Below are 13,102 nucleotides of genomic sequence, written 5' to 3' on the forward strand. Positions count from 1 at the left end.
CTAATTTATTTGCTATGCAACTCGATTCCACAAAGTTTATTGCCACAGGTTTAACGTATGATGATGTACTATTGGTACCCGCATATTCTGAAATTCTGCCGCGTGAGGTAAATACAATCACTTTTTTAACCAAAAAAATTAAGCTCAATGTTCCATTGATTTCTGCCGCAATGGATACCGTAACCGAAGCCGAACTGGCCATTGCCATCGCGCAAAATGGCGGCATTGGTATGTTACATAAAAACATGACGATAGACAGACAGGCTGCAGAAGTTCGTAAGGTTAAGCGTTCAGAAAGTGGTATGATTAAGGATCCGGTAACCTTGTTGGAAACAGCCGTAGTTGCTGATGCTTTCAAGATTATGAAAGAGCATAAAATTGGGGGGATTCCGGTGGTAAGCAGTGATAATAAATTGGTTGGTATTATTACAAACAGGGATTTACGTTTCCAAAAGGATATGAAGAGACCGATTTCCGAAGTAATGACTAAAGATAATTTAATCATTGCACCAGAAGGAACTACTTTAGTTCAGGCAGAAGAGATTCTTCAGAACCATAAAATAGAGAAACTTCCTGTTGTGAGCAAAGATGGTTACTTAAGTGGCTTAATCACCTTTAAAGATATTTCGAAAGTTAAAAATTATCCTTTAGCCTGTAAAGATGAACATGGCCGTTTAAGGGTAGGTGCTGCGGTAGGGGTAACTGCTGATACTTTACAACGCGTTGATGCTTTAGTAAATGCTGGTGTTGATGTAATTACCATTGATACCGCACATGGCCATACTAAAGGTGTAGTAGATAAATTAAAAGAAGTTAAAGCAAAATATCCTGATTTACAGGTTATTGTTGGTAATATTGCTACGGGTGCAGCTGCGAAATTTTTAGCAGATGCTGGTGCTGATGCTGTTAAAGTAGGTATTGGTCCGGGTTCTATTTGTACCACCAGAATTATTGCTGGCGTTGGTGTTCCTCAGTTGTATGCAGTTTATGAATGCGCTAAAGCCCTAAAAGGTACAGGCGTGCCTGTTATTGCTGATGGTGGAATTAAACACACAGGTGACATTGCCAAAGCAATTGCCTCGGGAGCTAGCACCGTAATGGCAGGATCTTTATTTGCAGGAGTGGAAGAATCGCCCGGTGAAACCATTATTTACGAAGGACGTAAATTTAAATCTTACCGTGGAATGGGTTCGATCGAAGCAATGGAACAAGGTTCTAAAGACCGTTATTTCCAGGATGTGGAAGATGATATTAAAAAACTGGTTCCGGAAGGTATTGTTGGTCGCGTACCATTTAAAGGTACCTTGGCAGAGGTGATGTATCAATATATTGGCGGTTTACGTGCGAGTATGGGCTATTGTGGAGCAGCCAATATTGAAGCATTACAGGAAGCGCAATTTGTACAGATCACAGCTGCAGGTATGCGGGAAAGTCATCCACACGATATTACGATAACTAAAGAAGCACCTAACTACACTAGATAAGTTTTAGGGTATGGGGCTTAGGGTATAAGGTAAATAATACTCAAATATTTTAAGAATAAAATGACGGGGCATCGGTTTACGATAGCCCCTTTTTTTGCGCTAATCGTCATCCTGATCCGATAGCCATCGGATTTATTTCAGGATCTTTCATGAGCCTACAGGTCTATTTTATAAAAATCGCAAAATAAAATTTGGCAGCTAATATTTTTTAATATATTTGTCTACTAAATCTATAGGGATTATATAATAATTATAATGATGAAGCAAAAACTCCTTTCATATGACTGTTTTAACCATTCTAAAAAGGTAATCACGGTCTCTCGAGCGAGTCATTAATTAACAGCATTTAAATAAACCATCAATATAACCATGAACAAAACTTTACTTTTTCTCTTTTCATTATTATTTTCGGCAGGATTTAGCTTTGCCCAAAGTCCGGTAACCGGAGTTATTAAAACAACCAACGGCACAACCATCCCTAATGCAACCATAAAGGTAAGAGGAACCAATCAGGCCGTAGTGGCCGATGAAAATGGCGCGTTTAGCATTAATGTTAACCAGGAAACGCCTTTTTATCTTCAGGTAAGCTCTGTAGGCTATAAACCACAGGATTTTCAGATACTAAAACTTCAGGATACGCCAATAGAATTGGTTTTGGTAGAAAATGCCTTGCTTGATGAAATTGTAGTAACTTCCAGAAGGCGTTCGGAAGTTTTACAGGATGTACCGATTCCAATTACAGTTATTGGTGGCCGTTCAGCAGAAAATGCAGGTGCTTTTAATGTTAACCGCTTAAAAGAATTAGTGCCTTCAGTACAGTTATATGCTTCTAATGCCAGAAATACCACGTTAAATATCAGAGGATTGGGGTCTACTTTTGGTTTAACCAATGACGGTATTGATCCGGGGGTGGGTTTTTATGTCGATGGCGTTTATCATGCCCGTCCGGCGGCCACCTCCACCGATTTTCTGGATATCGATCAGATCGAAATTTTGCGCGGCCCCCAAGGCACCTTATTTGGTAAAAATACTACCGCAGGTGCCTTTAACATCACGACGAGCAAACCAACTTTAACGCCTAGTGCAAAAATAGAACTGAGCGCAGGGAATTATAATTTTATTCAGGCCAAAACATCAGTTTCCGGAGCACTAGCAAAAGACCTTGCTGCAAAAATTTCCATTTCAGGTACGCAACGCGATGGTACCATCTGGAATACCAGAGAAGAGCGCAAGTATAGCGGACAAAACAACCTGGGCTTTAAAAGTCAGTTATATTACACCCCTTCGGAAAAATTACAGGTATTGTTAAGCGGTGATGTCAGCATTCAGCATCCGGCAGGTTATCCATTGGTAATTGCCGGTGTTACCACAACCGAAAGAAGTGCATACCGCCAATACGCTAAAATTGTTTCTGATTTAGGTTATCAGCAACCCAAAATTGATCCTTTTTCAAGAGAAATCAATACCAATACCCCTTGGAGACATAACCAATCAATAGGTGGAATCTCTCTAAATGTAGATTATAAAATCGGTAACGGAACACTTACATCAACTACGGCCTGGAGATTCTGGAACTGGGATCCGACAAATGACCGTGATTTCTCAGAACTGGCGGCGCTAACCAAATCGCAGGGTACTTCCCGTCATGATCAATACTCGCAGGAAGTTCGGTATGCAGGGAATATTACTGAAAAATTAAGTGGGGTAGTGGGCGTTTATTTCCTTGGTCAGAATTTAAAAGGTTTAGCACAAACCGAAGAAGTAGGTAAAGATCAATGGCGTTTTGTGCAGACCAGCAATACGGGCAACCAAGCCTTATATGCTACCCCAGGTTTATTGGATGGTTTCGGCATTAAAACCAACTCTACCATTAAATCGTTAAGTGCAGCTGTTTTTGCTCAGGTTGATTGGGAAGTGTTGAAAAACCTGCATGTATTACCGGGTTTAAGGTATACTTATGATAAAAAAGATGTAGATTATGATCGGGTAACCTATGGCGGTTTGCAAACTACTGATGCGGCGTTATTAGCACTTAAAGCAGCTGTATATGCCAATCAGCAGTTCACCACAAAGGTAGATAACAACAATTTATCGGGTAACTTTACCGTTTCTTATCGTCCAAGCCATAATTTAAATGTTTACGGAACCTTTTCTACCGCTTACAAACCGGTGGGTGTTAATGTAGGTGGTTTGCCAACTACCTCGACGGGAGCAGCCGATTTATCGGTAGCTGTTGTTAAACCTGAATATGTTCAGCATTATGAGTTGGGTGCTAAAACAAAGCCGGTGAAAGGGGCCATTGTAAATATCAGTTTGTTTAATACAGATATTAAAGATTACCAGACCAATGTGCAATCGCCACAACTGGGCGTAAACAGAGGTTATTTGGCCAATGCTGAAAAAGTAAGGGTAAAAGGATTGGAAATAGACGGTACTTATCAGTTGGAGCGGTTTTTAACTTTAAATGCAGCTTTGGCCTATCTTGACGGTAAGTATGTGAAATTTACTAACGCGCCTCTTCCTTTAGAGGAAACCGGACATACCGAATTGATCAATGGCGTGGCTACGCAGGTGGCATTTAAAGATGCATCGGGAGGCAGGTTACCCGGTATTTCCAAATGGAATATTTCGGGTGGTTCAGAGCTGAGTACTCCCGGAAATCTGGCAACAAGGGAGGGACGCTATTTTATCGCAGGCGACGCCAGTTACCGTTCAGAATATTCTTCAAATCCCACACCCTCAAGCGTATTGATTGTTAAAGGTTATGCTTTATTTAACGCCAGGTTAGGATTCAAATCAGATAAGTTCTCTTTATTTGTTTGGAGCAGAAATATAACAAACAAAAATTACTATGAGCAATTACAGGCAGCAGCAGGAAATTCTGGTTTATACGCTGGCGTATTGGGCGATCCAAGAACTTACGGTGCAACCATCCGTTATGCATTCTAGTTATCTAATTTAATTTTTCTTTTTTATATTTGGTTAAAGGAGTGGTGTAATGCCGCTCCTTTTTTATTGGAACAAACAAATGCTTACCTTTAAGTGGTCAATATGGTTTTGAGAAGCAATGACAGTATTCCATGTTAACGTCAGCCCCGCTTTCCGTTTCAAGTCCTCGCTGCGTGGGCTTTCTCTCCAATCAGGTTTATGTTGCAAAACCGCTAGTCCTTAGGCAAAAAAATAAGACAACAACTTGTACGTAAGGTACTGCCAAAAGTTTGTGCAGAATAAAAATTTATAGAAAGCCTATAAAATCTTAACTTCGAAAAATTTTAATTCAATGAATAAGCTAAATTCCGTTTGTGTATACTGCGGCTCAAACTTTAATGGCGATGCAACGCTACGTAATGCAATAAAGCAATTGGCAGAAACACTTGTAGAACAACAGATCAGATTGGTTTATGGAGGCGGAAGTGTTGGTGTGATGGGTTTGCTCGCTAACGATGTGCTGGAGTTGGGTGGTCTGGTTACCGGTGTAATTCCTCAGTTTTTAATGGATAAAGAAGTTGGCCACCAGGGTTTAACGGAAATGCTGGTTACCGAAAATATGCACCAGCGAAAACAAAAAATGGCCGATCTGAGCGATGGTTTTGTGATCCTACCTGGTGGCTTTGGTACATTAGAGGAGTTTTTCGAAGTATTAACCTGGCTGCAGCTCGGGTTGCACAATAAGCCGATCGGTGTATTAAATGTTGGTGGTTTTTACGATCCTTTATTCGCCCAAATGGATATGATGGTGCAAAGTAAATTTTTGAAACCGGCCAATCGCGATTTAGTATTCAATGAAGCAGATGCTGAAACTTTAATTAATAAAATGGATGATTTTTCGGCTATTCCAGACGAGGTTTGGTTCAGAGAAGGAAATTTGACTTAGGAGAAGTATCAACTAGAAAGTATCAAGTAAGACTAAGAAATTATCAACCCGCCATACGCAAAACGCCTGGCGCCAAAAATATACACCAATGCAAATTATTACCTCGCACGCAGAATTTGAACAATACCTGGGCAAAGAATTAGGTGTTTCTTCGTGGCATACCATTACACAAGAACAGATTAACAAATTTGCTGATGCCACATTAGATCATCAATGGATCCATGTTGATGAAGAAAGAGCCCAAAATGAAGGCCCTTTTAAGGCAACTATAGCGCACGGTTATTTAACGCTTTCTTTAATCCCGTATCTTTGGAAAGAAATTGTTGATATTCAAAACCTGAAAATGGAGATCAACTACGGGATAGAAAGTTTAAGATTTGCACAAGCCGTAACGGTAAACAGTAAGGTGAGGTTAAAAGCAAAGCTGGCTTCTATTATTAATCTCCGTGGCGTAACTAAAGTTAATATGGCTATCGAAATGGAAATTGAAGATCAGAAAAAACCTGCATTTAGCGGAGAAGTGGTTTTCTTATATCATTTTGTAAACTAATTACTTACAATGTAGCGTATTGTTTATATTTAAGTTTAAATATAAAATAGATTCGCTCATGATCAAAAATAATAGCTTCTTAAGTTTTATTTTAGTTAGCCTGTTTATCCTTTCTTGCCAAACCAGGAAAGATCAGCATTTGGCAGCTGATTCATTTTTACCGATGCAGATTGGTAATTTATGGTATATGAATGCGCAGTCCTATACCGAAATTCAGGACACAGTTCGAATTAATAATAAGCTTTTTTACACGTTTTATTCTTTGGTAGGTGGCGATGCGACAAGCACATTTTATTTAAGGATAGACGAAAATAATAAATTGATTGAGGGCTATCCCGATAGTCCTTTAGAAACATATACCAGAGCTGATTTTTCTGCAAAGCAGGGCGATAAGTTTTTCACCACGGGCAAAAAAGATGAAAATGATAACGAAGTGACTTGGTTCAAAAATCAGATGATGAAATCACTTTTTCGTTTGATCCTGTTTATCATCCAAATTTAAAAGGCCATCCCACTCTGGTCAAATATATAAGAGGTAAAGGCTGGGCAGAGAAATATCAAAAGATAAAGATTGATGGAGTGATTTATTAATTAAATGATTGACCACAGAGATCACGTAGTTTTACATAGAGTGGTGCCGGGTCATAATAGTTTTTTTCATGCTTAGTGTCTTTTTCTATCAAGCTCTGTGGTTAAAACTTAGCGTTTAAATTGAAGCATATACCGCTCTTTGCGCTCTGTGCTTTTTCTTTGTGATCTCTGTGTTTAAAAATCTAGCGCACTTGCGGTTAAACCAGTTGGTAGACCAGAAACCATTTTGGTCAATACTGTTTTTCTAAAATTAAATTTAAATTGCCTCCATGAATATCGAATTCAATAAAAACGAGGATGTAAACAAGCAGTTGGTTTACGAACTGAAAACCAGACTCAAAAAAATATACCTGGGTGGTGGCGAAAAAAATGCGGCAAAACAAAAGGAAAAAGGTAAGCTGCTGGCCCGTGAGCGGATTGAATATTTAATTGATAAAGATTCTGATTTTTTAGAGGTTGGCGCCTTTACCGCCGATGGCATGTACGCTGAGCAAGGCGGATGTCCTTCGGCCGGGGTGGTTTGTGGTATTGGTTATGTGAGCGGCCGGCAATGTATGATTGTGGCTAACGATGCAACCGTAAAAGCAGGCGCCTGGTTCCCTATGACAGCCAAAAAGAATCTTCGTGCGCAAGAAATTGCCATGGAAAACCGTCTGCCGGTAATTTACCTGGTTGATAGTGCTGGTGTTTATCTGCCCATGCAAGACGAAATTTTTCCGGATAAAGAACATTTTGGTAGAATGTTCCGAAATAATGCCATTATGTCGTCAGAAGGAATTGTACAAATTTCGGCTATTATGGGTGCTTGTGTTGCAGGCGGTGCCTATTTACCCATTATGAGCGATGAAGCTATGATTGTGGATAAAACCGGTTCTGTGTTTTTAGCAGGGTCTTATCTGGTTAAATCGGCGATAGGAGAGGAAATAGATAATGAAACCTTAGGTGGAGCAACTACGCATTGCGAAATTTCGGGTGTTACCGATTATAAACATCCTAACGATCAGGCCTGTTTAGATAGCATCAAAAATATTATGAGTATGCTGGGCGCTCCTCAAAATGCAGGTTTCGATCGGATTAAGCCTGTTAAACCAAAAGAAAAAGAAGAGGAACTGTACGGCATTTTTCCTGAAAGCAGGGATAAACCTTATGAAATGATGGATATTATTAACCGTTTGGTTGATGGATCCGAATTTGAAGAATATAAAAAAGGCTATGGGCAAAGTATTGTTTGTGGTTTAGGCCGTATTGATGGTTGGGCCGTAGGTATTGTGGCCAATCAACGTAAAGTGGTGAAATCGAAAAAAGGGGAAATGCAGTTTGGCGGGGTAATTTATTCGGATAGTGCCGATAAGGCAAGCCGTTTTATCATGAATTGCAATCAGAAAAAAATTCCATTGGTTTTTCTACAGGATGTGACCGGTTTTATGGTCGGCAGCCGATCCGAACATGGTGGTATCATTAAAGACGGGGCCAAAATGGTTAACGCCGTTGCCAATTCTGTAGTGCCTAAATTTACAATCGTGTTAGGTAATTCTTATGGTGCCGGTAATTACGCCATGTGCGGTAAGGCCTACGATCCGCGTTTAATTTACGCCTGGCCTACAGCAAAAATCGCGGTTATGGGTGGCTCACAGGCAGCTAAAACGCTGTTGCAAATCCAGGAAGCATCTTTAAAAGCTAAAGGCGAAGTAATTACCCCTGAAAAACAGGCTGAACTATTGAAAGAAATTACCGATAAATACGATAGCCAAACCACCCCATATTATGCTGCTTCACGACTTTGGGTCGATGGTATTATCGATCCACTCGAAACCAGAAAGGTAATTTCAATGGGAATTGAGGCAGCCAATCAATCGCCGATTACGAAAAAGTTTAGTGTTGGGGTAATACAGACTTAAAATCTGATAAACTTCTTTGAAGATGATATCATTAAGGTGAATCAATGCTAAATGTAGGATAAGAATATTATTAGTATCTTTGTACACACCATTTTAATGAAGAATATTAAAAATGAATTACAGAATATCATTATTGGAGATGGATCAATTGGCTCAACAAGCCAACTCAAAAAAGTGCAAAATTTCCTTAGAAGAAATGAGAAAACAAGCCTCAGATCTAAAGAACAAAAGCATTTCAAAAGTGAAGAAAAAGTCAATCTGATTAACTTCGCACTAACAGAGGATTTATTTTATTCGGCCGAAATTTCTGAAGATAAATTTATTAGTGCCGGAGCAGAGCAACGAGTTTATTATTATGATGATTTTCATGTAATTAAAATTAACGATTCAATATTTTATGAATCTTGGTTTGATTACTTTAATAGTTTGCTTATTCATAATTATTTTTTTAAATCTTCAGCTTACGAATTATTAGGCTTTAAAGTTATTAACGAAATACTCTATGCCGTAATTAAGCAAGAATTTATTAAATCAACAGAAATTACTGATTTGACTGTTGTTAAACAGTTTTTATCTTACAATTTATTCGAGAATAACAGAAATCATGACTATGTAAACCGCGATTTGGGTATTCTTTTAGAAGATTTACATGATGAAAACGTATTGTCAAAAGATGGAATTTTATATTTTATTGATACTATATTTTATTTAACTCCCGAATTTTTTTCAGAAAACTATTAGTTTAAAAACAGCGGTAATATTAGAAACATTAATTGTTTCTTAAATTAAAATAGATGAAACATTAAGTCAGTAATAACTGACCACAGTATTTATACTATTTGAGCGCTTTTCGCCAAATGCGAAGCGCTTTGCGCTTGTTAATAAGTAAACTATGTTGACAAAGTGCGCTTGTTAACAATTATTTAAAGCATTAAATTTGCGCTACGATTAATGAATTTCAAACTTATTATATAATGTCACAAGAAAACGAACACGTTCAGTGTTTAATTATAGGTTCAGGTCCTGCAGGTTATACTGCTGCAATTTATGCTGCCAGAGCTGATCTAAAACCAATCATGTATACCGGTATGCAAGCTGGCGGACAGCTTACGCAAACTACAGATGTAGAAAATTTCCCTGGCTACCCGCAAGGAATTATGGGACCGGAAATGATGGAAGATTTCCGTAAGCAAGCCGAACGTTTTGGCACCGATATCCGTTTTGGTTATGTAAGTTCTGTAGATTTCTCTTCAACACCACACAAAGTAGTGGTTGATGAAATTAAAACCATTACTGCTGATACTGTAATTATTGCAACTGGTGCCACTGCTAAATGGTTAGGTTTGCCAAGTGAGCAACAATACAATGGTTTTGGTGTTTCTGCCTGTGCCGTTTGCGATGGTTTCTTTTTCAAAGGTCAGGATGTGGCGATTGTAGGGGCCGGCGATACCGCTGCCGAAGAAGCAACTTACTTAGCCAAACTTTGTAAAACCGTGCATTTATTGGTTCGCCGTGATGAATTTAGAGCCTCTAAAGCGATGGTGAGCCGGGTATTGGCGACACCAAATATTATAGTTCATTACAATACCGAAACGCAGGAAATTTTAGGTAACGGTAAAAACGTAACTGCTGTTAAAGTTTTAAATAACAAAACAGGTGTAGAATCTGATATCGCCGTTGAAGGCTTCTTTGTAGCTATTGGTCATAAACCGAATACTGATATTTTTAAAGGACAGTTGGATATGGATGAAACCGGTTATTTAACTACCAAACCAGGTTCTACCTTGACCAATATTGAAGGTGTTTTTGCCTGTGGCGATGTGCAGGATATGTACTACAGACAGGCAGTAACTGCTGCGGGTTCTGGTTGTATGGCTGCGCTTGATGCCGAAAGGTATTTGGCCGCTAAAGAGCATCCTGTAGAAGCGTAAAAATAATTTTAACATATTTTAAAAGAGAGAAATCAGCAATGGTTTCTCTTTTTTTGTATATGGATGTCATCCCGATCACGCCGATCGTCATCTCAAGCGAAGTGCAACGTAGTCGAGAGATCTTTTAAAGTAAATCTTATTTTATAATAACCTCCATTTTTTGTGGAAAGCAATTGCAGGAGTGCTTTTTAAAGTTGGTCTTGCTTTACATTTAGTCAACAGGCTTTGCAATCTAAACCTAAAATAAAATCGTCATATCGAGCGAAGGGCAACGTAGTCGAGAGATCTATCAAAGTAAATCTTATTTTATAAATCCTCCGTTTTTTGGAAAGCAATTTCAGTAGTGCTTTTTAAAGTTCGTCCTGCTTTTCATTACAAGTCCGCATTCGTACCTCGCTTGCGTGCTTTCCATTGCAATCAGGTTTAAAAACACAGTTTTTTTCTGCTGCTATTAGCGGTTTAATAGCATAGTGCTCATGGTTTCTTCTACACATTGCAACCCCAAATAGTTTAACCAACCTCGCCACCTAAACCCGATCGGAGCGGGATGCCAATTTCCTTCAAATTGGCAGAAGCGGGAGCGGGACTATCTTAACCCAAATGCTGCTGTACCTGATTTTCAAAAAAAATATCTGTGTTCATCTTTTTATCTGTGGTTAAAACAACCATAAAAAGTTGATATAAAAAAAAAATCTGCATATTTATCTGCGTTGCGTTCCCCAATCAAACGGTTGATCTGGATTGTAACAAGAATGTGGGATTCGTAATTTATCCATAATCTCTATCTTGGTTTAAATAATTAGTTTAAGCTATAAAATCAACACAAAAATGAACAAAGCATTATCGATTTTTATTGGAGTATTAATCAGTTCGAGTGTATTTGCGCAGCGCGACCCCAACCTGGGGATTATACCTGCTCCGGTATCCATTACCAGGGCAAGCGGAAATTTCGAATTAGATAAAACCACAATTTTAGTCAATCAAAGCATTGATGGTGCGAAGATGACTGATTTATTAAATGCTTTTATGGTAACCAAGGCCGGGTTTGCTTTACGGGAAACTAAAATTACCCAACCCAACCAAAAGGCTATTATTTTAACATCTGTGGGTGCAGATCAATTACCTGCAGAGGGTTACACCATTAAAGTTACACCAAAACAGATCGTTTTAACAGGAAAAGGCGCAGGGCTGTTTTATGCCGTTCAATCGGCTATGCAAATGATGCCTGATAAAGTGGCTGATAAAATAACTATCCCAGCTGTTAATATTAATGACTATCCACGTTTTGCTTATCGTGGAACAATGCTTGACGTAAGCCGTCATTTCTTTCCGATTTCTTTTATCAAAAAATACATCGATCAGTTGGCTTATTATAAAATTAATACTTTTCACTGGCACTTAACTGATGATCAGGGCTGGAGATTAGAAATAAAAAAATACCCTAAACTAACCGAAATCGGTTCATCGCGCAATGGTACTATTATTGGTCATTACCCGGGTAATGGAAATTACCTTACACCGGTAAAAGGTTTTTACACGCAGGAAGAAGCTAAAGATATTGTTAAATATGCCGCTGCTAAGTACATTACGGTAATCCCGGAAATTGAATTACCTGGTCATGCTTCTGCTGCAATTGCTTCCTACCCGGAATTAAGCTGTTTTCCTGATCGTGATACTTTTATCAGCGATAAAACCCCCTGGGCCGGTAGCCGAAAAGGCAAACAGGTACAACAAACCTGGGGAGTTTTTGATGATATTTTCGTGCCATCAACCAATACTTTTACCATGTTGAATAATATTCTGGACGAGGTGATTGCCGTTTTTCCTTCAAAATATATCCATATCGGTGGCGATGAAGCGCCTAAAACCTATTGGAAAGAATCGCCATTTTGCCAGGCGCTAATGAAAGAAAAAGGGCTGAAAGATGAGCACGAGCTTCAAAGTTATTTTATCCAGACGATAGAAAAACATGTAAATGCTAAAGGCCGGTCTATTATTGGATGGGACGAGATTTTAGAAGGCGGTTTAGCTCCCAATGCTACAGTAATGAGCTGGAGAGGTGAAGATGGCGGTATTGCTGCAGCACAGCAAAATCATGATGTAATTATGACGCCTGGTTCGATGGGGTTGTATATCGATCACAAACAATCTAATTCTCCTGACGAGCCAGTTACTATAGGCGGTTTTGCACCATATCAGAAAATATACGCTTACGATCCGATTCCGAAAGTATTAACTGCCGATCAGCGTAAATATATCAAGGGTGTACAAGCCAATATGTGGACTGAGTACATTAAAACATCTGAAAAAGCCGAAAATCATGCCTATCCGCGTATCCTGGCTCTGGCAGAAATTGCATGGTCGCCGGTTGAACGGAAAGATTTAAAGAACTTTAGCGAAGAACGTTTGCCTGTACATTTAGCCCGTTTAGATAAAATGAATGTGAATTATTGGGTACCGACTCCAATTGGTCTGAGCGACAAAAATTTAACTGGTGGTGAGTTTACAATCGATTTAAAGGTGCCGGTAAGGGGTGGTAAAATCTATTATTCAATTGATTTATCACGCCCTTCAGAAAATGCTTTTTTATACACTGGTCCGGTAAAAATCACTGTTCCGAAAGGGGAGAAGCGGGTTTTAAAGACTATCGTTATTGCCCCAAGCGGTAGAAGGAGTGTAACTACAGAAACGGTTTTAAATAACGGAGCTCCTGATGTTACTGTAGACACTAAAAAATAAATAATTGCTTTGATAGGCTAAAATCCTTAATTTGG

Annotated in this window: 9 protein-coding genes; all 9 read left to right on the plus strand. The window is 38.9% G+C overall.

Annotated elements, in window-relative coordinates:
* The first annotated feature begins 14 nt into the window (after positions 1 to 14).
* Positions 15 to 1,484, plus strand: coding sequence for an IMP dehydrogenase (gene guaB / locus BLR60_RS00290; protein ID WP_090496073.1), 1,470 nt, complete (start codon positions 15 to 17; stop codon positions 1,482 to 1,484).
* A 369-nt stretch (positions 1,485 to 1,853) separates the two neighbouring features.
* Complete coding sequence (locus BLR60_RS00295) at positions 1,854 to 4,433, plus strand: TonB-dependent receptor (RefSeq protein WP_090496074.1); 2,580 nt, start codon at positions 1,854 to 1,856, stop codon at positions 4,431 to 4,433.
* 331 nt (positions 4,434 to 4,764) lie between these two features.
* Positions 4,765 to 5,358: an LOG family protein gene (locus BLR60_RS00300; protein WP_090496075.1), complete on the plus strand. Its 594-nt coding sequence runs from the start codon at positions 4,765 to 4,767 to the stop codon at positions 5,356 to 5,358.
* Positions 5,359 to 5,446: 88 nt separating this feature from the next.
* Complete coding sequence (locus tag BLR60_RS00305; protein ID WP_090496076.1) at positions 5,447 to 5,908, plus strand: MaoC family dehydratase; 462 nt, start codon at positions 5,447 to 5,449, stop codon at positions 5,906 to 5,908.
* A 58-nt stretch (positions 5,909 to 5,966) separates the two neighbouring features.
* Positions 5,967 to 6,410: a hypothetical protein gene (locus BLR60_RS00310; RefSeq protein ID WP_090496077.1), complete on the plus strand. Its 444-nt coding sequence runs from the start codon at positions 5,967 to 5,969 to the stop codon at positions 6,408 to 6,410.
* A 358-nt stretch (positions 6,411 to 6,768) separates the two neighbouring features.
* Positions 6,769 to 8,397 carry an acyl-CoA carboxylase subunit beta gene (locus BLR60_RS00315; RefSeq protein WP_090496078.1) on the plus strand — a complete coding sequence of 543 codons (1,629 nt, stop codon included), beginning with the start codon at positions 6,769 to 6,771 and terminating at the stop codon, positions 8,395 to 8,397.
* Between the two features lie 96 nt (positions 8,398 to 8,493).
* Positions 8,494 to 9,138, plus strand: a complete 645-nt coding sequence (locus BLR60_RS00320; RefSeq protein WP_208600540.1) for a putative polyvalent protein kinase domain-containing protein — start codon at positions 8,494 to 8,496, stop codon at positions 9,136 to 9,138.
* Positions 9,139 to 9,371: 233 nt separating this feature from the next.
* Complete coding sequence (gene trxB, locus BLR60_RS00325; RefSeq protein WP_090496079.1) at positions 9,372 to 10,328, plus strand: thioredoxin-disulfide reductase; 957 nt, start codon at positions 9,372 to 9,374, stop codon at positions 10,326 to 10,328.
* An 828-nt stretch (positions 10,329 to 11,156) separates the two neighbouring features.
* Positions 11,157 to 13,067 (plus strand): beta-N-acetylhexosaminidase, encoded by a 1,911-nt coding sequence (locus tag BLR60_RS00330; RefSeq protein WP_090496080.1) that lies wholly within the window; start codon positions 11,157 to 11,159, stop codon positions 13,065 to 13,067.
* Positions 13,068 to 13,102 lie beyond the last annotated feature (35 nt).

This window comes from Pedobacter terrae, assembly GCF_900100705.1.
GTDB lineage: Bacteria > Bacteroidota > Bacteroidia > Sphingobacteriales > Sphingobacteriaceae > Pedobacter > Pedobacter terrae.

Excerpts from the sequence above, each read along its gene's own strand:
- BLR60_RS00305 (WP_090496076.1), top strand. The coding sequence starts at position 5,447 with ATGCAAATTATTACCTCGCACGCAGAATTTGAACAATACCTGGGCAAA.
- trxB (WP_090496079.1), top strand. The coding sequence starts at position 9,372 with ATGTCACAAGAAAACGAACACGTTCAGTGTTTAATTATAGGTTCAGGT.
- BLR60_RS00310 (WP_090496077.1), top strand. The coding sequence starts at position 5,967 with ATGATCAAAAATAATAGCTTCTTAAGTTTTATTTTAGTTAGCCTGTTT.
- BLR60_RS00300 (WP_090496075.1), top strand. The coding sequence starts at position 4,765 with ATGAATAAGCTAAATTCCGTTTGTGTATACTGCGGCTCAAACTTTAAT.
- BLR60_RS00315 (WP_090496078.1), top strand. The coding sequence starts at position 6,769 with ATGAATATCGAATTCAATAAAAACGAGGATGTAAACAAGCAGTTGGTT.
- BLR60_RS00330 (WP_090496080.1), top strand. The coding sequence starts at position 11,157 with ATGAACAAAGCATTATCGATTTTTATTGGAGTATTAATCAGTTCGAGT.
- guaB (WP_090496073.1), top strand. The coding sequence starts at position 15 with ATGCAACTCGATTCCACAAAGTTTATTGCCACAGGTTTAACGTATGAT.
- BLR60_RS00320 (WP_208600540.1), top strand. The coding sequence starts at position 8,494 with ATGAAGAATATTAAAAATGAATTACAGAATATCATTATTGGAGATGGA.
- BLR60_RS00295 (WP_090496074.1), top strand. The coding sequence starts at position 1,854 with ATGAACAAAACTTTACTTTTTCTCTTTTCATTATTATTTTCGGCAGGA.